Consider the following 22,047-nt stretch of genomic DNA (forward strand, 5'->3'; position numbering starts at 1 on the left):
GGCATAATCAAGCTTGATCAAGGAGTGAGCAAGTGACACACGAGCATATCGATCAAAAGGTCCTTAGCGACCTGCAGGAGGTCATGGAAGATGGCTACCTGCAGTTGCTGGAAACCTTCCTGGAAGACTCCGAGCGCCGTCTCAGTCAGTTGCACGAGGCCAAGGACGCCAGCGAGTTGGGGATGGCCGCCCACAGCTTCAAGGGCAGCAGCAGCAACATGGGCGCAGTTGGCCTGGCCAGTCTGTGCCAGCAGCTCGAGGAGCGTGTGCGGCAACAGCCTTTGTATGGCATCGAGGACCTGATCAATCGGATCGACCAGGAGTTCGTCGAGGTCCAGCGCTTCTACCGTAGCGAGCGCGAGCGGGTTTCTGCAGGCTGACGGCAAAATTGGCGCGAGTTTTGCCTGTCTTCACCCAGATTCTATTTCGGTTCACTGGCGTGGAGAGTTTCAATGCCTGTCGCATCCAATCCCTTGTTGCAAGCCGGCCTCGCCAACGCGACCTCGCGGGCGACCAGTCCTGCGGCGGACAAAACCCCGCAAGCACCGGGCAACCAGGGCAGCGGCTTCGACCAGCTGATGGCCCGACAGCAGAGCGACAAGATGCCGGTGCGCAACGACAAGGCCTCTGTACCGGCGCCCAAGGACAAGCCTGACTTCAATGCCGGCGGCAAGGGCGGCAACGACCGATCTTCGCCGGTTGCCGGTAATGGCAAGAACTTGCCAGCCAACAGCAACAAGGCCGCATCGGCCGCTGACAAGAACAACCAGGGTAGCGACAGCACTCAACAGGCGGGTGACAGTACCCAGCAGGCCTCCAGCGACGGCAATCAGGCAAGTGACTCGAGCTCCCTGGACGCCAGCCTGGTGGCAGGGCAGGTGACCGACGCCCAGGCGGGTGCGCAATTGCTCCAGGCCCAGGCCGAAGCTGTCGCCCCTGTGCTGCAGGCCGCGATCCAGCAGCCTGCTGCGCAACCGGTCCCTGAAGAGCTGGCGCCGCCGGTCGCCGAGCAGGACGACAGCGACTTCGATCCCGAGGCCGACGCCCTGGCGAACATGCCGACCTTGCGCCTGGCGCTCGAGCAGAGCGCCCAGGCCAAAGGCACCACCTCGACGCACGCCTCTGGCCAGGGTGACAAGACCCAGGCCCAGGACGACAGTGCCCAGGCCAACGTCAATACCTTGGCGAACCTGGCGGTCAAGCCTGAGGGTGAATCCGAGCGCGGACAATCACAGCCTGGCGAAAAAGGCTTCTCCGAGCTGTTGTCCAATGGTCTGAAGGACGTCAAGCATGCCGACAGCGACACCCGCGTGGACGACTTCGCCAATCGCCTGGCCAACCTGACCCAGGCCGTCACCGCCAAGACTGCCCATGCCGTACCGCCGACCAATCCGCTGCACCAGCCCCTGGCGATGAATCAGGGGGCCTGGACCGAAGGGTTGGTCAACCGCGTCATGTACCTGTCGAGCCAGAACCTCAAGTCGGCCGACATCCAGCTCGAGCCTGCCGAGCTCGGCCGTTTGGACATTCGCGTCAATGTCGCGTCGGACCAGGCCACCCAGGTGACCTTCATCAGTGGTCACGCCGGCGTGCGCGATGCGCTGGACAGCCAGCTGTACCGTCTGCGCGAACTGTTCGCCCAGCAGGGGCTGGCCCAGCCTGACGTCAACGTCGCCGACCAGTCGCGTCAGCAACAGCAGCAGGCCCAGCAGGGTGGATCGAATCTGTCTGGTGTCGCTGCGCGCCGCGCCGGGGAGGCGGGCGAGGACGGTGAGCTGGCCGATGCTTCAAGGCCGGTGGAGCAGCAGGTGGTGATCGGCGACAGTGCAGTCGATTACTACGCCTGATCATTCGGGCCGCGTCTGACACCGGTGCGGGCTTTTGTGAGCAACTGTCTTGCTCAAAATCTAGAAACCAGCCCAAATCCCTGTGGGAGCGGGCTTGCCCGCGAAAAATACACCGCGCTGCCTGGCACGGACTACGCCCGTGTTCGCGGGCAAGCCCGCTCCTACCACCTCCTCAAGCCCGCTCGGCCAAATCTGGCATAACACTTGCTCAGCCACGTCATCCTTTCTTGAAACCCCGATGGACGACGGATTATTGGCATGGCGAAGAGCGACGCAGTCAAAGACCCCGCCACTAAAGGCAAACTGAAGCTGATCCTGCTGCTGGTGCTGGCCTTGCTGCTGGCCGTGGGCCTGTCGGTGGGCGCCACCTGGTTCATCATGCACAAGAGCGAGCCTGCACCTGCGGCCGACCCTGCCGTGGCCAGCGTCAAGCAAGCGGCGATCTACGAGCCCCTGGCGCCGGCCTTCGTGGTCAATTTCAACCAGAACGGCCGCCAGCGCTACATGCAGGTGAGCATTACCCTGCAGGGCCGCAACCAGGCTGACCTCGATGCGCTGAAAGTGCACATGCCGGTGATTCGCAACAATCTGGTGATGATGTTCTCCGGGCAAGGCTTCGACAGCCTGGCCAGCAGTGCCGTGGGCCAGGAAATGCTGCGCCAGAAGGCCACTGCGGTGGTCCAGGAAGTGGCGCAGAAGGAAGTCGGCAAGCCGGTCATCGACCAGTTGCTGTTCACCAATTTCGTATTGCAGTAGGAGCACACTCGATGGCCGTGCAGGACCTGCTGTCCCAGGATGAGATCGATGCCCTGCTGCATGGGGTCGACGATGGGCTGGTACAGACCGAGAGCGCTGCCGAACCCGGTGGCGTCAAGAGCTACGACCTGACCAGCCAGGACCGGATCGTCCGCGGTCGCATGCCGACCCTGGAGATGATCAACGAGCGCTTCGCCCGTTACACCCGCATCAGCATGTTCAATCTGCTGCGTCGCTCCGCCGACGTGGCGGTGGGTGGCGTGCAGGTGATGAAGTTCGGCGAGTACGTGCATTCGCTGTACGTGCCGACCAGCCTCAATCTGGTCAAGATCAAGCCGCTGCGCGGCACCTCGCTGTTCATCCTCGACGCCAAGCTGGTGTTCAAGCTGGTAGACAACTTCTTCGGTGGCGACGGTCGCCACGCCAAGATCGAAGGCCGTGAGTTCACCCCGACCGAGCTGCGTGTGGTGCGCATGGTCCTGGACCAGTGCTTCGTCGACCTCAAGGAAGCCTGGCAGGCGATCATGCCGGTGAACTTCGAATACATGAACTCCGAGGTCAACCCGGCCATGGCCAACATCGTCGGGCCCAGCGAGGCGGTGGTGGTCTCGACCTTCCACATCGAGCTCGACGGCGGCGGCGGCGACCTGCATGTGACCATGCCGTATTCGATGATCGAACCGGTGCGCGAGATGCTCGATGCCGGTTTCCAGTCCGACCTGGACGATCAGGACGAGCGTTGGGTCAAGGCCCTGCGCGAGGACGTGCTGGACGTCAATGTGCCGCTCTCGGCCACCGTTGCCCGTCGTCAGCTCAAGCTGCGCGACATCCTGCACATGCAGCCGGGCGATGTGATTCCGGTAGAGCTGCCCGAACACCTGGTACTGCGCGCCAACGGCGTGCCGTCGTTCAAGGCGCGCCTGGGCTCGCACAAGGGCACCCTGTCGCTGCAGATCATCGACCCGATCGAGCGCCGCTGACGGCGAGCCGGTCGCACTACGAATTGAAAGCCTGTCGAGGACTTTATGGCTAACGAAAACGAGATCACCTCCCCAGAGGAACAGGCCCTGGCCGATGAGTGGGCGGCAGCCCTGGAAGAAACCGGTGATGCAGGCCAGGCGGACATCGATGCGCTGCTGGCAGCTGACAATGGTCGCTCCTCCGGCGCAGGTCGCCTGCCGATGGAAGAGTTCGCCAGCTCCCCGCGGCCGAGCGAGAACGTCGGCCTGGAAGGGCCGAACCTGGACGTGATCCTGGACATCCCAGTGAGCATCTCCATGGAGGTGGGCGCCACGGAAATCAGCATTCGCAACCTGCTGCAACTGAACCAGGGGTCGGTCATCGAGCTTGATCGCCTGGCAGGCGAACCGCTGGATGTACTGGTCAATGGTACGCTGATCGCCCATGGCGAAGTGGTGGTGGTCAACGAGAAGTTCGGCATTCGCCTGACCGACGTGATCAGCCCCAGCGAACGCATCAAGAAGCTGCGCTGAGTGAAGGGCCTGATACGCGGCGTCGCCGCCCTGGGCACATTGCTCGCCAGCGAGGTGGTGATCGGCGCAGCTGACCCCGCGTCGGTGCCGGCCAGCACGTCCGCGCCCGGCGGCATGGGTGGGCAACTGGCGCAGATGGTCTTCGGTCTGCTCGTGGTGGTGGGCGCCATCTTCCTGCTCGCCTGGCTGTTGCGCCGCCTGCAGGTGGCACAGCCGCGCGGCGGGCAGGTGATCGAGATCGTCGGCAGCCGAGCCCTCGGCCCGCGCGACCGCCTGCTGCTGGTGCAGGTGGGCAAGGAACAGATCCTGATCGGCCACAGCCCTGGCAGCATCGAAGCGTTGCACGTCATGGCCGAGCCCGTGGAGGTGCCTGTCGGCGCGCGTCAGGCGGCACCGGAATTCGCCCAGCGGCTGCTCGAGCTGATGGGCAAGGACCAGAAGGACAAGAAGTGATGAGCGGCGCGCTGCGCTTACTGTTGACCCTGGCGCTGCTGCTGGCCGCGCCTGTGGCCCTGGCCGCCGATCCGTTGTCGATCCCGGCCATCACCCTGTCCAATGGGCCTGACGGCCAGCAGGAATATTCGGTCAGCCTGCAGATCCTGTTGATCATGACGGCGCTGAGCTTCATTCCGGCGTTCGTCATCCTGATGACCAGCTTCACCCGCATCATCATCGTCTTCTCCATCCTGCGCCAGGCCCTGGGCCTGCAGCAGACGCCGTCGAACCAGTTGCTCACCGGCATGGCCCTGTTCCTGACCATGTTCATCATGGCGCCGGTGTTCGATCGGGTGAATCGTGACGCGTTGCAGCCCTACCTGAACGAACAGATGACCGCGCAACAGGCCATCGACAAAGCCCAGGGGCCGCTGAAGGACTTCATGCTGGCGCAGACCCGGCAAAGCGATCTGGACCTGTTCATGCGCCTGTCCAAGCGCACCGACATCGCCGGCCCCGACCAGGTGCCGCTGACCATCCTGGTGCCGGCATTCGTCACCTCCGAGCTCAAGACCGCGTTCCAGATCGGCTTCATGATCTTCATCCCGTTCCTGATCATCGACATGGTGGTCGCCAGCGTGCTGATGGCGATGGGTATGATGATGCTGTCGCCGCTGATCATCTCGCTGCCGTTCAAGATCATGCTGTTCGTCCTGGTCGATGGCTGGGCGCTGATCATGGGTACGCTGGCCGGCAGTTTCGGCGGCGTCTGAGGCCGCTCAAGGAGAGTTTTCGATGACCCCTGAAGTTGCCGTCGACCTGTTCCGCGATGCGCTCTGGCTGACGGCCCTGATGGTAGCGGTACTGGTGGTGCCGAGCCTGCTGGTCGGCCTGCTGGTGGCGATCTTCCAGGCGGCCACGCAGATCAACGAACAGACCCTGAGCTTCCTGCCGCGCCTGCTGGTGATGCTGATCACCCTGATCGTGGTCGGTCCGTGGCTGGTGCAGAAGTTCATGGAATACATGACCGGCCTGTACAGCGGCATTCCGCAGTTGATCGGATGATGAGCCCATGCTCGAGCTGAGCGCCGCGCAGATCGGCACCTGGGTCGCCACCTTCATCCTGCCGCTGTTTCGCGTGGCAGCGGTGCTGATGACCATGCCGGTGTTCGGTACGCGCATGCTGCCGGCGCGCATACGCCTGTATGTGGCGGTCGCGATCACCGTGGTGATCGTGCCCGGCCTGCCACCGCTGCCCGAGTTCGAGCCCTTGAGCGTGCGTGGCGTGCTGCTGTGCGCCGAACAGATCATCGTCGGCGCGCTGTTCGGGTTTTCCTTGCAGATGCTGTTCCAGGCGTTCGTCGTCGCCGGGCAGATCGTGGCGATTCAGCTGGGCATGGCGATGGCCTCGATGATCGACCCGGCCAACGGCGTCAACGTGGCGGTGGTCGGGCAGTTCCTGACCATGCTGGTGAGTGTGCTGTTCCTGCTGATGAACGGCCACCTGGTGGTGATCGAGGTACTGACCGAAAGCTTCACCACGCTGCCGGTGGGCAATGCCCTGGTGGTCGCGCATTTCTGGGAGATTGCCGGACGCCTGGGCTGGGTGCTGGGAGCGGGGCTGGTTCTGATCCTGCCAGTCATCGCAGCCCTGTTGGTGATCAACATCGCCTTTGGCGTGATGACCCGAGCCGCGCCACAGCTGAACATCTTCTCCATCGGCTTCCCGCTGACCCTGGTGCTGGGGCTGGCCATCTTCTGGGTCGGGCTTGCCGACATCCTCTCGCACTACCAGCAACTGGCCAGCGAGGCCTTGCAGTGGCTGCGTGAGCTGGCACGGGCGCCCTGAGCATGGCAGAGAGCGAGAGCGGTCAGGACAAGACAGAGGAACCTACCGAGAAGCGCAAGCGCGACGCACGGGAAAAGGGTGACATCGCCCGTTCCAAAGAGCTCAACACCTTCGCGGTGACCCTCGGCGGCGCCGGCGCCTTGCTGGCCTTCGGCGGCCACCTTGCCGAAACCCTGATGACGCTGATGCGCGTTAACTTCAGCCTGTCGCGCGAAGTGATAGTCGACGAGCGGGCCATGGGCGCCTTCCTGATGGCCTCGGGCAAGATGGCCATCTGGGCCACCCAGCCGGTGCTGGTGCTGCTGTTCGTCGTATCGTTCGTGGCCCCTATCGCCCTGGGCGGCTTTCTGTTTTCCGGCTCCTTGCTGCAGCCCAAGTTCAGCCGGATGAACCCGCTGTCCGGGATCAAGCGCATGTTCTCGCTGAACTCGCTGACCGAACTGCTCAAGGCGGTGGCCAAGTTCTTCCTGGTACTGGTGGTGGCGCTCGTGGTGCTGGCCAACGACCGCGAGGCATTGATGGCGATTGCCAAGGAGCCGCTCGAGCAGGCGATCATCCACAGCGTGCAGGTGGTGGGCTGGAGCGCCTTGTGGATGGCGGCGGGTCTGCTGCTGATCGCCATCGTCGATGTGCCGTTCCAGCTCTGGCAGACGCACAAGAAGCTGAAGATGACCAAGCAGGAAGTGCGCGACGAATACAAGGATACCGAGGGCAAGCCGGAGGTGAAGCAGCGCATTCGCCAACTGCAGCGCGAGGCGTCGCAGCGCAGGATGATGGCGGCGGTGCCCGAGGCCGATGTGATCATCACCAACCCGACGCACTATGCCGTGGCGCTCAAGTACGACCCGGAGAAGGGCGGTGCGGCGCCGCTGCTGCTGGCCAAGGGCACCGACTTCCTGGCGTTGAAGATCCGCGAGATCGGCCAGGAGCACAAGGTACAGATCCTCGAATCGCCGGCGCTGGCACGGGCGATCTACTACTCCACGGAGCTTGAGCACGAAATTCCGGCCGGGCTGTACCTGGCAGTGGCGCAGGTGCTGGCGTACGTGTTCCAGATTCGCCAGTACCGCTCGGGCAAGGGCAAGCCGCCCGAGCCGCTGAAGAAGGATTTGCCGATCCCGCCGGACCTGCAGCGCGACAATTGATTCTGTAGGCGCGGGCTTGCCCGCGAAAAGAACACCGCGGTGGACCGCGAAAACACCGCAACAGAGCGCCTGGCCCCGCACCCCGGCAAAGTTGGAAAGCTTCTTGCAAAGCCACGCCCAAGCGCCGTCCAGGCGTCAAAGTTTTGCTTGAAGAGGATACCCGGTGGATCGCGCTCAGTTAATCAGCAACGCCCGTAACAACCTGGCCGGTCTCGGTCGGGGGAACCTGGGTGTGCCGCTGTTGCTGCTGGTGATGCTGGCAATGATGATGTTGCCCATCCCGCCGTTCCTGCTCGATGTGTTCTTCACCTTCAACATCGCGCTGTCGATCGTGGTCCTGCTGGTCTGCGTCTACGCCCTGCGCCCACTGGATTTCGCCGCCTTTCCGACCATCCTGCTGGTGGCGACGCTGCTGCGCCTGGCGCTCAACGTCGCCTCGACCCGCGTGGTCATGCTGCACGGCCAGGAGGGCCACGGAGCGGCGGGCAAGGTGATCCAGGCCTTTGGTGAGGTGGTGATCGGCGGCAACTACGTGGTCGGTGCGGTGGTGTTCGCCATCCTGATGATCATCAACTTTGTCGTGGTGACCAAGGGTGCCGGGCGTATTTCCGAGGTGAGCGCGCGCTTCACCCTCGACGCCATGCCCGGCAAGCAGATGGCCATCGACGCCGACCTCAACGCCGGCCTGATCGACCAGGCCCAGGCCAAGGCGCGTCGTGCCGAGGTCGCCCAGGAGGCCGAGTTCTATGGTTCGATGGACGGTGCCAGCAAGTTCGTGCGTGGTGACGCCATCGCCGGCCTGCTCATCCTGTTCATCAACCTCATCGGCGGCATGCTCATCGGCATGCTGCAGCATGGCATGACCTTCAGCGACGCCGGCAAGGTGTACGCTTTGTTGACCATCGGTGACGGTTTGGTGGCGCAGTTGCCCTCGCTGCTGCTGTCCACTGCGGCCGCGATCATGGTCACCCGCGCCTCGGGCTCCGAGGACATGGGCAAGCTGATCAACCGGCAGATGTTCGATTCGCCCAAGGCGCTGGCCGTTTCCGGCGCGCTGATGGTGGTGATGGGGCTGGTGCCGGGTATGCCACACATCGCCTTCCTCAGCCTCGGCGTGCTGGCCGGCGGCGGCGCCTACATGGTGTGGAAGAAGCAGCAGAAGGCCAAACTCATGGCCGTGCAGGAAGCGCAGCGCCAACAGGATCTGCTGCCATCGCCCCAGCGCGCCATGGAAACCAAGGAGCTGGGCTGGGACGACGTCACGCCGATCGACATGATCGGCCTGGAAGTCGGCTATCGCCTGATTCCGCTGGTCGACCGCAACCAGGGTGGTCAGTTGCTGGCGCGGATCAAGGGCGTGCGCAAGAAGCTCTCGCAAGACCTGGGCTTTCTCATGCCCACCGTGCACATTCGCGACAACCTCGACCTGCAGCCCAGTGCCTATCGCCTGACGTTGATGGGAGTGATCCTGGCCGAGGCCGAGATCTACCCGGACCGCGAGCTTGCGATCAACCCTGGGCAGGTGTTCGGCACTCTCAATGGTATCGCCGCGCGCGACCCGGCCTTTGGCCTGGAGGCGGTGTGGATCGATGTGGCCCAGCGCGCCCAGGCGCAGTCCTTGGGTTACACGGTGGTCGATGCCAGCACCGTGGTCGCCACTCACCTGAATCAGATCCTGCAGAAGCACTGCCACGAGCTGATCGGCCATGAAGAGGTCCAGCAGTTGCTGCAGGTGCTGTCCAAGGCATCGCCGAAACTTGCCGAGGAACTGGTGCCGGGTGTCATTTCCTTGTCGGGGTTGCTCAAGGTCCTGCAGGCCTTGCTTGCCGAGCAGGTGCCCGTGCGTGACATCCGCAGCATTGCCGAGGCCATCGCCAACAATGCCGCCAAGAGTCAAGATACCGCCGCGTTGGTGGCTTCGGTGCGGGTCGGCTTGTCACGCGCCATCGTGCAAAGCATTGTCGGCGTTGAGTCCGAGCTGCCTGTGATCACCCTTGAACCAAGGTTGGAACAGATCTTGCTCAATAGTCTGCAAAGGGCCGGGCAGGGTCAGGAAGACGGTGTTCTTCTTGAACCGAGCATGGCCGAGAAGTTGCAGCGTTCGCTGATCGAGGCGGCGCAGCGCCAGGAGATGCAAGGCCAGCCGGCCATCCTCCTGGTCGCCGGCCCGATCCGTGCCATGCTGTCGAGATTCGGTCGTCTGGCCGTGCCCAACCTGCATGTGCTGGCGTACCAGGAAATACCGGACAACAAGCAAGTCACCATCGTTGCCACCGTGGGCCCTAACGGCTGAGGTAGTGGGTTATGCAAGTTAAGCGTTTTTTCGCCGCCGATATGCGTCAGGCCATGAAGCTGGTCCGTGATGAGCTTGGCGCCGATGCCGCAATCATCGGCAACCGGCGTATCGCCGGCGGTGTCGAACTGACGGCCGCGCTGGACTACAAACTGTCCGCCCTGGCCCCACGCGTGCCGAATGTCGAGCTCGAGGACGAGCTGCGCAAGACCCATTCGCGCATCGCCACCGCCCAGGCCGAGCTGGACGGGCGTGGTGACGCCGAGCTCGGCAACCGGCAATTGTTTGCCGGCCTGTCGCTGACCGCGTCCGAGCCGCTGGTCGAGCCGCATGTGGATGTTCCGGCGCCCGCGCCGGCCCCTGCGGCCCCGACGGTCGACAAGCGCGTCTTCGACGCCATGCGTTCGGAGCTTTCGGGCTTGCGCGAGCTGCTTGAAGTGCAGCTTGGCTCGCTTGCCTGGGGCCAATTGCAGGGCAACAAGCCGCAGCAGGCCAACCTCTGGCGTCGCTTGCAGCGCCTGGGCCTGTCTGGCCCGATCGCCCGTGATCTGCTTGAGCGGGCCGGTGAGATCGAAGACCCGCGTCAGGCTTGGCGCATGGTCCTGGCGCACCTGGCGCGTCTGATCGAGGTGCCTGAGGTGGAGCCGATCGAGGAGGGCGGGGTCATCGCCATGGTCGGCCCGGCCGGCATGGGCAAGACCACCACCCTGGCCAAGCTCGCCGCGCGCTATGTGCTCAAGTACGGCTCGCAGCACCTGGCGCTGGTGAGCATGGACAGCTACCGCATCGGTGCCCAGGAGCAGCTCAAGACCCTCGGGCGCATCCTCAATGTGCCGGTGACCTACGTCGATCCGGGCCAGTCGCTGGCCCAGGCCCTGGAGCCACTGCTGCGCAAGCGCGTGGTGCTGATCGATACCGCCGGCCTTCAGGCCAGCGATCCGGCGCTGCGCATGCAGCTCGAATCGCTCGCCAGCCGCGGCATCGCCGCCAAGAACTACCTGGTACTGGCCACCACCAGCCAGAAACAGGTGCTGACCGCCGCCTATCACAGCTACAAGCGCTGTGGCCTGGCCGGTTGCATCCTGACCAAGCTCGATGAAACGGGCAGCCTCGGCGAAGTGCTGAGCCTGGCCATCAGTCACGAACTGCCCGTGGCCTATCTCACCGATGGTCCGCGCATTCCTGACGACCTGCAGTTGCCGCGCAAGCATCAGTTGGTGAGCCGCGCGGTCAGCGTGCAGTTGCAGGAAGAGCCCAGCGAAGAGGCCATGGCCGACATGTTCGCTGATCTCTACCACAATCCCGATAAGCGCGCGGGTTGAAGATGAACGGCGCAGGGGGTCGACAGCGGCCCTTCAAGTGGGCAGGTCCCACGCGAGACAAGGTAAAGAACAGACATGGGTAGCATGCATCCCGTACAGGTGATCGCCGTCACCGGTGGCAAAGGTGGCGTCGGCAAGACCAACGTTTCAGTGAACCTGTCCCTGGCGCTGGCTGAACTCGGCCGCCGGGTCATGCTGCTGGACGCCGACCTGGGTCTGGCCAACGTCGACGTGCTGCTGGGGTTGACCCCCAAACGTACCCTGGCCGACGTCATCGAAGGACGCTGCGAGCTGCGCGACGTGCTGTTGCAGGGGCCGGGCGGCGTGCGCATCGTGCCGGCGGCCTCGGGTACCCAGAGCATGGTGCACCTGGCGCCGGCCCAGCATGCCGGGCTGATCCAGGCGTTCAGCGAGATCGGCGACAACCTCGATGTATTGGTGATCGACACCGCTGCAGGTATCGGTGACTCGGTGGTCAGTTTCGTTCGCGCGGCGCAGGAAGTGTTGTTGGTGGTGTGCGACGAGCCCACTTCGATCACCGACGCCTACGCCCTGATCAAGCTGCTCAACCGCGATTACGGCATGAATCGTTTCCGCGTCCTGGCCAACATGGCGCAGAGCCCGCAGGAAGGACGCAACCTGTTCGCCAAGCTGACCAAGGTCACCGACCGTTTCCTCGACGTGGCCTTGCAGTACGTGGGCGCCGTGCCCTACGACGAATGCGTGCGCAAGGCGGTGCAGAAGCAGCGCGCAGTGTACGAGGCCTTCCCGCGCTCCAAATGCGCCCTGGCGTTCAAGGCCATTGCGCAGAAGGTCGACAGCTGGCCGCTGCCGGCCAACCCGCGCGGGCACCTGGAGTTCTTCGTCGAGCGCCTGGTACAGCCCACCAGTGCGGGGCCGGTGCTATGAGCGCGAGCGGATTCAAGATGTACAGCAAGGCGTCCAAGGACGCTCAGTACGAGCTGGTCGAGCGCTATGCCCCGCTGGTCAAGCGGATTGCCTATCACCTGTTGGCACGCCTGCCGGCCAACGTGCAGGTCGAGGACCTGATCCAGGCCGGCATGATCGGCCTGCTGGAAGTGGCCAACAAGTACGACGCCAGCAAGGGTGCGAGTTTCGAGACCTATGCCGGCATCCGCATCCGTGGCGCCATGCTCGACGAGGTGCGCAAGGGTGATTGGGCGCCGCGTTCGGTGCACCGCAACACGCGCATGGTCAGTGACGCGATTCGCGCCGTCGAAGCAAGAACCGGTCGTGACGCTAAAGATCACGAGGTTGCTGCCGAACTCCAATTGGGTCTCGACGATTATTACGGGATTCTGAACGATACCTTGGGCAGCCGCCTGTTCAGTTTCGACGACCTGCTGCAGGACGGCGAACACGAAGGGCTGCACGAGGACGGTGTCAGCGGCCAGGTCGAGCCGTCGCGTGACCTTGAAGACGAACGCTTCCAGGCTGCACTGACCGATGCGATCGCCAACCTGCCGGAGCGCGAGCGCCTGGTCCTGGCGCTGTACTACGACGAAGAGTTGAACCTCAAGGAAATCGGGGAAGTGCTGGGGGTCAGCGAATCGCGTGTCAGCCAGTTGCACAGCCAGTGCGCGGCGCGTCTGCGCAGTCGGTTGGGTGAATGGCGAGCGCGGTGAACCCGGGTTCGATGCAGTCGTTTTACGTGGTGCCGAATTGATTGAGCGCGCGCTTGTGAGACGAGCGCGTTTAAGACTGCTTGGAGGTCTAATTGAACAAAGATATGAAAATCCTCATCGTTGACGACTTCTCGACGATGCGGCGGATCATCAAGAACCTGTTGCGTGATCTGGGCTTCACCAACACCGACGAAGCCGACGATGGCACCACGGCTCTGCCGATGCTCGAAAGCGGTCACTACGACTTCCTGGTGACCGACTGGAACATGCCTGGCATGTCCGGCATCGACCTGCTGCGCAAGGTGCGCGCCCACGACCGTCTCAAGAGCATGCCGGTGCTGATGGTGACCGCCGAGGCCAAGCGCGACCAGATCATCGAAGCGGCCCAGGCCGGGGTCAACGGCTATGTGGTCAAGCCTTTCACCGCGCAGGTACTCAAAGAAAAGATCGAAAAGATCTTCGAACGCGTCAACGGCTGAGCCATGTCTGGGGGCGCTATGGAATCAAGAAACGATTCTCTGGGGGAGTTCGAGTCGACCCTGAAGAAGCACGCCGAGCAACTGGTGCAAAGCCTGGAACGCGGCCAGTTCGGCGAGGCGGTGCAGCTGATCCACCAGCTCAACCAGACCCGCGACCGCGGCCTTTATCAGGAAGTGGGCAAGCTCACTCGCGAGCTGCACAGCGCTATCGTCAGTTTCCAGATCGATCCGCGCATGCCGCAGGCCGAGGAAGTGTCGCAGATCACCGACGCCACCGAACGGCTGTCCTACGTGGTCCGGCTGACCGAGAACGCGGCCAATCGCACCATGGACCTGGTCGAGCAAAGCACGCCTGTGCTCAACGATCTGGCATCCGAAGCCCAGAACCTGTCTGCCGACTGGCAGCGCTTCATGCGCCGCGAGGTGGCAGCGCCTGAATTTCGTGAACTGGTCAAGCGCGTCGACAGTTTCCTGACGCACAGCGCCGAAGGTAACCGCAAGGTGGCCGGCCATCTCAACGATATTCTCCTGGCTCAGGACTATCAGGACCTGACCGGACAGGTGATCAAGCGGGTGACCGCGCTGGTCACCGAAGTCGAAAGCAATCTGCTCAAGCTCGTGTTGATGGCAAGTCAAGTCGACCGCTTTGCCGGCATCGAACATGACCACGATCAATTGCGCGCTGAAAAAGATGAAGAAAAACATCCAACTCGGGGTGAAGGTCCGCAGATTCATGCCGATAAGCGTGAAGACGTCGTGTCCGGTCAGGACGATGTCGACGATCTGCTGTCCAGCCTGGGTTTTTAGGGAGCACGTTTAATGAGCTTCGGCGCCGATGAAGAAATCCTTCAGGATTTCCTGGTAGAAGCCGGCGAAATCCTCGAGCAACTGTCCGAGCAACTGGTCGAGCTGGAAAGCCGACCTGATGATGCGGACCTGCTCAATGCGATCTTTCGCGGTTTTCACACTGTAAAAGGGGGCGCCGGCTTCCTTCAGCTCAATGAGCTGGTGGAGTGCTGCCACATTGCCGAGAACGTCTTCGACATCCTGCGCAAGGGAGAGCGCCGGGTCGATGCCGAACTGATGGATGTGGTGCTCGAAGCGCTCGACACGGTCAACAGCATGTTTGGCCAGGTTCGCGAGCGCAGCGACATCACCCCGGCCACGCCAGAGCTGCTCGCCGCGCTGTCGCGCCTGGCCGAACCGGCCAGCGCCGATGCCGTGGCACCGGTTGCCGTGGCGGCGGTCGTCGAGGCACCGGCTGCCGAGGCGGACATCACCGATACCGAGTTCGAGCAACTGCTTGACTCCCTCGACGCGGTCAAGGCCCAGGCCGAGGCGGCCGAGCAGTCGCAGGGCGAAGCCGTTTCTGGCAGTGCCGACGAGATCACCGACGCCGAGTTCGAGTCGCTGCTCGACCAACTGCATGGCAAGGGTCAGTTCTCGCCGGAAGTCGCGGCGAGCGAACCGGAGGCTGCAGTCGCGACGCCGGCCGGTGACGAGATCACCGACGAAGAGTTCGAGGCGCTGCTCGACCAGTTGCATGGCAAGGGCGCTTTTGCCGCCGATGCACTGCCGAGCGTCGAAGCCACCGCCTCTGCGCCAGCGGCCGAACCTGTCGGCGATCACATCACCGACAACGAGTTCGAGGCCCTGCTGGACCAACTGCATGGCAAGGGCAAGTTCAGTGGCGATGCCGTCGCGGCTGAAGCGCCAGCCGTTGCCGTGGCTGCCGCGCCTGCTGCCAAGGCCGAAAGCAAGCCTGTCGCCAAGCCGGCGCCTGCCCCCGCCGCGGCTGCCAAGCCGGCCGCTGCTCCGGCACCGGCACGCGCTGCAGCGCCGGCTGCCGACAAGCATGGCGCCAGCGAAGCGGAAACCACGGTGCGGGTCGATACTGCGCGCCTGGATGAAATCATGAACATGGTCGGCGAACTGGTGCTGGTGCGTAACCGCCTGGTGCGCCTGGGCCTGAACAGCGGCGACGAGGCCATGTCCAAGGCCGTGTCCAACCTCGACGTGGTCACTGCCGACCTGCAGACCGCGGTCATGAAGACTCGCATGCAGCCGATCAAGAAGGTCTTCGGCCGCTTCCCGCGCCTGGTACGCGACTTGGCCCGCCAGCTCAAGAAAGAGATCAACCTGGAGCTGGTCGGCGAAGAGACCGACCTGGACAAGAACCTGGTCGAGGCCCTGGCCGACCCGCTGGTGCACTTGGTGCGCAACGCGGTCGACCATGGCGTCGAGACCCCCGAGGAACGCGAGGCCTCCGGCAAGGCGCGTACCGGTCGGGTGGTGCTGTCGGCCGAGCAGGAGGGTGACCATATCCTGCTGTCGATCTCCGACGACGGCAAAGGCATGGACCCGAACGTCCTGCGCGCCAAGGCGGTCGAGAAGGGCCTGATGGACAAGGATGCAGCCGACCGCCTGAGCGAGTCGGATTGCTACAACCTGATCTTCGCCCCGGGCTTCTCGACCAAGACCGAGATCTCCGACGTGTCCGGCCGCGGTGTGGGCATGGATGTGGTGAAGACCAAGATTTCCCAGCTCAATGGCTCGATCAACATCTTCTCGGCCAAGGGCCAGGGCTCGAAGATCGTCATCAAGGTGCCGCTGACGCTGGCAATCATGCCGACGCTGATGGTGATGCTGGCCAACCAGGCGTTCGCCTTCCCGCTGGTCAACGTCAACGAGATCTTCCATCTCGACCTGTCGCGCACCAACGTGGTCGATGGCCAGGAAGTGGTGATCGTGCGCGACAAGGCGCTGCCGCTGTTCTACCTCAAGCGCTGGCTGGTCCAGGACCAGCAGCATGAGGAGCAGCTCGAAGGGCATGTGGTGATCCTGTCGGTCGGTACTCAGCGCATCGGCTTCGTGGTCGACCAGTTGGTCGGCCAGGAAGAGGTGGTGATCAAGCCGCTGGGCAAGATGCTGCAGGGCACCCCGGGCATGTCCGGCGCCACCATCACCGGTGACGGTCGTATCGCGCTGATCCTCGACGTCCCGAGCATGCTCAAGCGTTACGCCGCCCGGCGTATTTGATTTCGGCGGCGTGGCCTGGCGGTCGCGCCGCCTAACGGAGTGTTTATGGCAGTCAAGGTCCTGGTGGTGGATGATTCCGGTTTCTTCCGCCGCCGTGTCTCGGAAATCCTCTCGGCGGACCCGACCATCCAGGTGGTCGGCACCGCGACCAACGGCAAGGAAGCGATCGACCAGGCGCTGGCGCTCAAGCCTGACGTGATCACCATGGACTACGAGATGCCGATGATGGACGGCATTACCGCCGTGCGGCACATCATGCAGCGCTGCCCGACGCCGGTCCTGATGTTCTCTTCGCTCACCCACGAAGGTGCGCGTGTCACCCTCGATGCGCTGGACGCAGGGGCGGTCGACTACCTGCCGAAGAACTTCGAGGATATTTCGCGCAACCCCGAGAAGGTCAAGCAGATGCTGTGCGAGAAGGTCCATACCATCTCGCGCAGCAATCGCCGTTTCAGCAGCTTCGCCAGCCACGCGCCAAGCCCGGTTGCCAGCGCTGCGTCGAGCACCAGCCATGCCCCGGCCAGCACCTTGGGCAGCGCTGCACCGACACGCCCTGCGGCGCCGGTACGCAGCGTTGCGCCTGCCGCCAGCCATTCGCCGGCGCCCAAGCGCAAGCCCTACAAGCTGGTGGCCATCGGCACCTCCACAGGCGGTCCGGTTGCCCTGCAGCGGGTGCTGACGCAACTGCCCGCCAACTTCCCGGCCCCCATCGTGCTGATTCAGCACATGCCTGCGGCGTTCACCAAGGCCTTTGCCGAGCGCCTCGACAAGCTGTGCAAGATCAGCGTCAAGGAGGCCGAGGACGGTGATGTGCTGCGTCCAGGCCTTGCGCTGCTGGCCCCGGGAGGCAAGCAGATGATGGTCGATGGCCGTGGCACGGTGAAGATCCTGCCGGGGGACGAACGCCTGAACTACAAACCCTGCGTGGACATCACCTTCGGCTCGGCGGCCAAGACCTACGGTGACAAGGTGCTGTCGGTCGTGCTGACCGGCATGGGTGCCGACGGACGCGAAGGTGCTCGCCTGCTCAAGCAGGGCGGCAGCACCGTATGGGCCCAGGACGAGGCAAGCTGCGTGATCTACGGCATGCCCATGGCGATCGTCAAAGCCAACCTGGCCGACGCCGTGTACAGCCTGGACGAGATCGGCAAGCACCTGGTAGAGGCCTGTGTCTGATGGATGTTCTTAGCCTTATCGGCCTGATCCTGGCGTTCGTCGCCATCGTCGGCGGCAACTTCCTCGAGGGCGGCCACGTCGGTGCGCTGCTCAACGGCCCTGCCGGGCTGATCGTCATCGGCGGCACCCTGGCCGCGGCGCTGCTGCAATCGCCGCTGTCGGCGTTCAAGCGTGCGTTGCAGATCCTGCGCTGGATTTTCTTCCCGCCTCGGGTCGACCTGGCTGGCGGCATCGATCGGGTCGTCAACTGGAGCCTGACTGCGCGCAAGGAAGGCCTGCTGGGGCTGGAGGGCGTCGCCGATGCCGAACCGGACCCGTACGCACGCAAAGGTCTGCAGTTGCTGGTCGATGGCGCGGAGCCGGAGTCGATCCGCAGCATTCTCGAGGTCGACTTCCTCACCCAGGAGAGCCGTGACATCCAGGCTGCCAAGGTCTTCGAGAGCATGGGCGGCTACGCGCCGACCATCGGTATCATCGGTGCGGTGATGGGCTTGATCCATGTGATGGGCAACCTGGCCGATCCGTCGCAACTGGGTAACGGCATCGCCGTGGCCTTCGTCGCCACCATCTATGGTGTGGCCAGTGCCAACCTGATCCTGCTGCCGGTGGCCAACAAGCTCAAGGCCATCGTCATGCGCCAGTCGCGTTATCGCGAGATGCTGCTTGAGGGGCTGCTGTCGATCGCCGAAGGCGAGAACCCACGCTCGATCGAGCTGAAGCTGCAAGGCTTCATGGAGTAAGCCATGCGTCGTCGTCGCCATACCGAGGAGCACGAGAACCACGAGCGCTGGCTGGTCTCGTACGCCGACTTCATCACCTTGCTGTTCGCCTTTTTCGTGGTGATGTACTCGATTTCCTCGATCAACGAGGGCAAGTACAAGGTCATTTCCCAGGCGCTGATCGGAGTGTTCAACGACCCCGAGCGCAGCCTCAAGCCGATCCCGATCGGCGATGAGCGCCCGCTGACGATCAAGCCGGCAGAACCGTTGATCAAGGACAGTGACCAGGTCGATGCAGGCCTGGGACAGACCAGCGTCGACCCGCTCAAGACCATCACCGACCAGGTGGCCGATGCTTTCGGCGACTTGATCAAGTCGAACCAGATGACCGTGCGTGGCAATGAGCTGTGGGTGGAGATCGAACTCAACTCGGCATTGTTGTTCGGCAGCGGCGATGCCATGCCCAGCGACATCGCCTTCGAGATCATCGAGAAGGTGGCCCGGATCCTCAAGCCGTTCGCCAACCCGGTGCATGTCGAAGGCTTCACCGACAATCTGCCGATCCGCACTGCCCAGTACCCGACCAACTGGGAGTTGTCGTCGGCGCGCGCGGCGAGCATCGTGCGCTTGCTGGCAATGGAAGGGGTGAACCCGGCGCGCATGGCCTCGGTGGGTTACGGCGAGTATCAACCGGTCGCCAGCAACGATACCGCCGATGGCCGGGCGCGCAATCGTCGCGTGGTGCTGGTGATTTCGCGCAATCTCGAAGTGCGCCGCAGCCTGACGGGCTCCGGCAGCGCCAACGCCACCCCGGACGCAGCGTTGCGCCGTGCTGGCACACAAAGTGCACCAGCTACGCCAGCCACGACGGTCGGGAGCAATCCCGTCAAATCTCCGTCACCGAATCTATAGAACCGTTCCCGGCGGGACATTTCGCCCATGCTGGGAGGAAGCAACGCACGATGAGAGTCTGGGCAGTAGCCAATCAAAAAGGTGGCGTCGGCAAGACCACCACCACCATCGCCCTGGCCGGCCTGCTGGCCGAGGCGGGCAAGCGCGTGGTCGTCGTCGACCTCGACCCGCACGGCTCGATGACCAGCTATTTCGGGCACAATCCCGACGCCCTGGAGCACAGCTGCTACGACCTGTTCCTGCACAAGGGCGTGGTGCCCGAGGGGCTGCCGGGGCAGTTGCTGCTGCCGACCAGCCATGAGCGTATTTCGTTGCTGCCCTCGAGCACTGCACTGGCGGTGCTGGAGCGCCAGTCGCCGGGCCAGAATGGCCTGGGCCTGGTAATCGCCAAGAGTCTGGCGCAGCTGTGGCAGGATTTCGACTTTGCCCTGATCGACAGCCCGCCCTTGCTGGGTGTGCTGATGGTCAACGCCCTGGCGGCCAGCCAACAACTGGTGATCCCGGTGCAGACCGAGTTCCTCGCGGTAAAGGGCCTGGAGCGGATGGTCGGCACCCTGGCGATGATCAACCGCTCACGCAAGCAGGCGCTACCCTTCCAGATCGTCCCGACCCTGTTCGACCGTCGTACCCAGGCCTCGCTCGGCACGCTCAAAGTGCTGCGCGACACCTACGGCGAGCAGGTCTGGCAGGGTTACATTCCGGTCGACACGCGCCTGCGCGATGCCAGCCGCAACGGCGTCACGCCCTCGCAGTTCGACGGCAAGAGCCGCGGTGTGATCGCCTACCGGGCGCTGCTCAAGCACCTGCTGACCTACCGCAACGCATTGCAGGTGGCCTGATGAACCGCGCTCCGCAGATCACCAGCAAACCGCAACTGGCCCTGCAGTCGTACCTCGATGGCCTGTTGCAGGAAGCCACCGAGCCGGTTGAAGTGCCTGAGGCGCCGCCGCTGCCGACAGTGCAGCCACAGGCAGCCGAGCCCAGCGACGAATTCGCCGCTGCGGTTCGTGAAGAACAAGCCCGCGATGCCGTCCGCCAGCCTGAGTCGGTGGTGGCGCTCAAACCCTTTGCCGAGCCTGCGCCCAGGATCCTGCCGACGCTGTTGCCGCCGGTGGAGCCGGTGGTCAGCGTGGTCGAAGAGCAAGTGCTGGCCGAGGCTTCGATTCCGGTGCTGACCCAGACCCAAGCCATAGAGCCGGTCGCCCCGCTGGTCGAAGTCCACCTGCCGTCACCTGCTGCACCGGTGCCGCCGGCTACCGTCGACGGGCGTCCGGCCTGGGCTGCGGAGCCTTTCGAATGCCTGCTGTTCGACGTCGCCGGGCTGACCCTGGCGGTGCCGCTGGTGTGCCTGGGGTCGATCTACAGCCTGGCCGGCCAGGAGCTCACGCCGCTGTTCGGCCAACCGGACTGGTTCCTCGGCATCCTCAGTTGCCAGGCCGGCAACCTGAAGGTGCTGGACACCGCACGCTGGGTCATGCCTGACCGCTACCGCGAGGATTTCCGCCAAGGCTTGCAGTACGTGATTTCCGTGCAGGGCTACGAGTGGGGGCTGGCGGTGCATCAGGTCAGCCGCTCGCTGCGCCTGGACCCGGCCGAGATCAAGTGGCGCAGCCAGCGTGGTCAACGCCCGTGGCTGGCAGGCACCGTGATCGAACACATGTGCGCCTTGCTCGACGTCGCCGAGCTGGCCGAGCTGATCGCCAGTGGTGCGGTCAAGCAGCTGAATACCAAACACAACTGACATGGGCGCCGCATCTGCCGCGGCCTCAACGAGCACACCGCCAACGGCGGTACAAGAGGGCTAGGGGAATGAAAAAGTCGTCTGCACAAGGTTCCGAAGATCCGATCCTGCAGTGGGTCACCTTCCGTCTGGACAACGAGTCCTACGGCATCAACGTCATGCAGGTGCAGGAAGTCCTGCGCTATACCGAAATCGCTCCGGTGCCGGGTGCGCCGAGCTATGTGCTCGGTATCATCAACCTGCGCGGCAACGTGGTCACCGTGATCGACACCCGCCAGCGTTTCGGCCTGATGCCTTCGGACGTCACCGACAACACCCGTATCGTGATCATCGAGGCGGACAAGCAGGTGGTCGGCATCCTGGTCGACAGCGTGGCCGAAGTGGTCTATCTGCGTCAGTCGGAGATCGAGACTGCGCCGAACGTCGGTAACGAAGAGTCGGCCAAGTTCATCCAGGGCGTGTGCAACAAGAACGGCGAGCTGCTGATCCTGGTCGAGCTGGACAAGATGATGACCGAGGAAGAGTGGTCGGAGCTGGAGAACATCTGAGGTGATCTTCGAGGCTGCGGTAATCCTCCTGGCGCTGTTGTGGGCGCTGAGCCTGTGGTTCTTCCTCAACTACAGCAAGCGCCAGCGCGAGCTGGCCAGCCAGCAGGCTCAGGGCGATGCGCTGCGTGACCAGCGCATCAGGGACCTGGCCAAACGTCTGGATGACTACCAGAACGTCACCGTGCGCATGGGGGAAGCTATCCATGAACTGCGCGCGGCGGTCGCGCCGCTGCCTGACAGGCTCCTGCAACTGGAGCAGCGCGACCCCAACAATGTCACCTTCTCCCAGGCGGCCAAGTTGGTGGGGATGGGCGCAAGCGTGTCCGAACTCACTGAAAGCTGCGGGCTGACCCAGGCCGAAGCGGAGTTGATGAGCAAGTTGCATCGGCGCGACTGAGTGTCGAAGGGCACTTATTCGAGCTTGTCATCGCGGGCCGCTTTGCGGCCCCGTTTCTCCCCTCATTCCCTCAGCCAGGATTGGCTGCCGCCGACCCGTACCACCGGTCCCAGCGGTAACAGCTCGTCCACCAACCCCTGCGCCTGTGCCAGGTCAACGAACAGCCATGAGTTGATGCGCTGGATACCACACAGGTTGTTTATCTCGCGCAGCGTATTCAACAGCGGCAGGCCCGGTCATCCGTCTGAGC

The 22,047-nt window shown here is 63.7% G+C and carries 25 protein-coding genes; 24 read left to right on the forward strand and 1 reads right to left on the reverse strand.

The genetic code is table 11. The features are described 5' to 3' along the window. Positions 1 to 32 precede the first annotated feature (32 nt). From IAE40_RS05175 to IAE40_RS05290, 24 genes are all read left to right on the forward strand, one after another. On the forward strand, positions 33 to 380 hold the full coding sequence (locus IAE40_RS05175) for an Hpt domain-containing protein (protein WP_054891876.1): 348 nt from the start codon (positions 33 to 35) through the stop codon (positions 378 to 380). A 72-nt stretch (positions 381 to 452) separates the two neighbouring features. Beyond that, on the forward strand, positions 453 to 1,847 hold the full coding sequence (locus tag IAE40_RS05180; protein ID WP_200602784.1) for a flagellar hook-length control protein FliK: 1,395 nt from the start codon (positions 453 to 455) through the stop codon (positions 1,845 to 1,847). A 258-nt stretch (positions 1,848 to 2,105) separates the two neighbouring features. Continuing rightward, a complete protein-coding gene (gene fliL / locus IAE40_RS05185) occupies positions 2,106 to 2,603 on the forward strand; it encodes a flagellar basal body-associated protein FliL (RefSeq protein ID WP_054891874.1) in 498 nt (165 codons plus the stop codon). An 11-nt stretch (positions 2,604 to 2,614) separates the two neighbouring features. Further along, entirely contained in the window at positions 2,615 to 3,583 is a 969-nt protein-coding gene (gene fliM / locus IAE40_RS05190) for a flagellar motor switch protein FliM (protein ID WP_054891873.1), read from the forward strand. Between the two features lie 45 nt (positions 3,584 to 3,628). Beyond that, positions 3,629 to 4,096, forward strand: coding sequence for a flagellar motor switch protein FliN (gene fliN, locus IAE40_RS05195; protein ID WP_054891872.1), 468 nt, complete (start codon positions 3,629 to 3,631; stop codon positions 4,094 to 4,096). Further along, positions 4,097 to 4,549 carry a flagellar biosynthetic protein FliO gene (gene fliO, locus IAE40_RS05200; protein WP_063545678.1) on the forward strand — a complete coding sequence of 151 codons (453 nt, stop codon included), beginning with the start codon at positions 4,097 to 4,099 and terminating at the stop codon, positions 4,547 to 4,549. Further along, positions 4,549 to 5,304, forward strand: coding sequence for a flagellar type III secretion system pore protein FliP (fliP, locus tag IAE40_RS05205; protein WP_054891870.1), 756 nt, complete (start codon positions 4,549 to 4,551; stop codon positions 5,302 to 5,304). The genes fliO and fliP overlap by 1 nt, the downstream gene beginning before the upstream one ends. 22 nt (positions 5,305 to 5,326) lie before the next feature. Next, the gene (gene fliQ / locus IAE40_RS05210; protein ID WP_054891869.1) at positions 5,327 to 5,596 is read left to right on the forward strand and encodes a flagellar biosynthesis protein FliQ; all 270 of its coding nucleotides are present in this window, start codon (positions 5,327 to 5,329) and stop codon (positions 5,594 to 5,596) included. Between the two features lie 7 nt (positions 5,597 to 5,603). Further along, positions 5,604 to 6,380 carry a flagellar biosynthetic protein FliR gene (fliR, locus tag IAE40_RS05215; RefSeq protein ID WP_054891868.1) on the forward strand — a complete coding sequence of 259 codons (777 nt, stop codon included), beginning with the start codon at positions 5,604 to 5,606 and terminating at the stop codon, positions 6,378 to 6,380. A gap of 2 nt (positions 6,381 to 6,382) precedes the next feature. Then, on the forward strand, positions 6,383 to 7,525 hold the full coding sequence (gene flhB, locus IAE40_RS05220) for a flagellar biosynthesis protein FlhB (RefSeq protein ID WP_153774586.1): 1,143 nt from the start codon (positions 6,383 to 6,385) through the stop codon (positions 7,523 to 7,525). Between the two features lie 163 nt (positions 7,526 to 7,688). Next, entirely contained in the window at positions 7,689 to 9,818 is a 2,130-nt protein-coding gene (gene flhA, locus IAE40_RS05225; RefSeq protein WP_065862045.1) for a flagellar biosynthesis protein FlhA, read from the forward strand. Between the two features lie 11 nt (positions 9,819 to 9,829). Further along, on the forward strand, positions 9,830 to 11,140 hold the full coding sequence (gene flhF, locus IAE40_RS05230) for a flagellar biosynthesis protein FlhF (RefSeq protein ID WP_054895560.1): 1,311 nt from the start codon (positions 9,830 to 9,832) through the stop codon (positions 11,138 to 11,140). A 75-nt stretch (positions 11,141 to 11,215) separates the two neighbouring features. Next, a complete protein-coding gene (fleN, locus tag IAE40_RS05235) occupies positions 11,216 to 12,049 on the forward strand; it encodes a flagellar synthesis regulator FleN (RefSeq protein WP_016393812.1) in 834 nt (277 codons plus the stop codon). Continuing rightward, positions 12,046 to 12,786 (forward strand): RNA polymerase sigma factor FliA, encoded by a 741-nt coding sequence (fliA, locus tag IAE40_RS05240; protein WP_054895561.1) that lies wholly within the window; start codon positions 12,046 to 12,048, stop codon positions 12,784 to 12,786. The genes fleN and fliA overlap by 4 nt, the downstream gene beginning before the upstream one ends. A 104-nt stretch (positions 12,787 to 12,890) precedes the next feature. Next, positions 12,891 to 13,265 carry a chemotaxis response regulator CheY gene (locus IAE40_RS05245; protein ID WP_197891551.1) on the forward strand — a complete coding sequence of 125 codons (375 nt, stop codon included), beginning with the start codon at positions 12,891 to 12,893 and terminating at the stop codon, positions 13,263 to 13,265. An 18-nt stretch (positions 13,266 to 13,283) separates the two neighbouring features. Continuing rightward, positions 13,284 to 14,072, forward strand: a complete 789-nt coding sequence (locus IAE40_RS05250; RefSeq protein ID WP_054895562.1) for a protein phosphatase CheZ — start codon at positions 13,284 to 13,286, stop codon at positions 14,070 to 14,072. Between the two features lie 12 nt (positions 14,073 to 14,084). Further along, on the forward strand, positions 14,085 to 16,304 hold the full coding sequence (locus IAE40_RS05255; RefSeq protein ID WP_063545674.1) for a chemotaxis protein CheA: 2,220 nt from the start codon (positions 14,085 to 14,087) through the stop codon (positions 16,302 to 16,304). A 45-nt stretch (positions 16,305 to 16,349) separates the two neighbouring features. Next, complete coding sequence (locus tag IAE40_RS05260; protein WP_054895564.1) at positions 16,350 to 17,480, forward strand: protein-glutamate methylesterase/protein-glutamine glutaminase; 1,131 nt, start codon at positions 16,350 to 16,352, stop codon at positions 17,478 to 17,480. Continuing rightward, complete coding sequence (locus IAE40_RS05265) at positions 17,480 to 18,220, forward strand: flagellar motor protein (RefSeq protein WP_054895565.1); 741 nt, start codon at positions 17,480 to 17,482, stop codon at positions 18,218 to 18,220. Before IAE40_RS05260 ends, IAE40_RS05265 begins: the two co-directional genes overlap by 1 nt. A 3-nt stretch (positions 18,221 to 18,223) precedes the next feature. Then, positions 18,224 to 19,111, forward strand: a complete 888-nt coding sequence (motD, locus tag IAE40_RS05270; protein WP_054895566.1) for a flagellar motor protein MotD — start codon at positions 18,224 to 18,226, stop codon at positions 19,109 to 19,111. Positions 19,112 to 19,161: 50 nt separating this feature from the next. Next, the gene (locus IAE40_RS05275) at positions 19,162 to 19,950 is read left to right on the forward strand and encodes a ParA family protein (protein ID WP_054895567.1); all 789 of its coding nucleotides are present in this window, start codon (positions 19,162 to 19,164) and stop codon (positions 19,948 to 19,950) included. Continuing rightward, on the forward strand, positions 19,950 to 20,852 hold the full coding sequence (locus IAE40_RS05280; protein ID WP_153774582.1) for a CheW domain-containing protein: 903 nt from the start codon (positions 19,950 to 19,952) through the stop codon (positions 20,850 to 20,852). The genes IAE40_RS05275 and IAE40_RS05280 overlap by 1 nt, the downstream gene beginning before the upstream one ends. 68 nt (positions 20,853 to 20,920) lie before the next feature. Next, on the forward strand, positions 20,921 to 21,400 hold the full coding sequence (locus IAE40_RS05285; RefSeq protein WP_016393802.1) for a chemotaxis protein CheW: 480 nt from the start codon (positions 20,921 to 20,923) through the stop codon (positions 21,398 to 21,400). A gap of 1 nt (position 21,401) precedes the next feature. Further along, complete coding sequence (locus IAE40_RS05290; RefSeq protein ID WP_054895569.1) at positions 21,402 to 21,797, forward strand: DUF2802 domain-containing protein; 396 nt, start codon at positions 21,402 to 21,404, stop codon at positions 21,795 to 21,797. A 62-nt stretch (positions 21,798 to 21,859) separates the two neighbouring features. On the opposite strand, the gene IAE40_RS05295 is transcribed toward IAE40_RS05290, so the two are convergent. Beyond that, positions 21,860 to 22,018: a hypothetical protein gene (locus IAE40_RS05295; RefSeq protein WP_197891555.1), complete on the reverse strand. Its 159-nt coding sequence runs from the start codon at positions 22,016 to 22,018 to the stop codon at positions 21,860 to 21,862. Between the last annotated feature and the right edge of the window lie 29 nt (positions 22,019 to 22,047).

Source organism: Pseudomonas sp. S44 (genome assembly GCF_016624805.1).
GTDB lineage: Bacteria > Pseudomonadota > Gammaproteobacteria > Pseudomonadales > Pseudomonadaceae > Aquipseudomonas > Aquipseudomonas machongensis.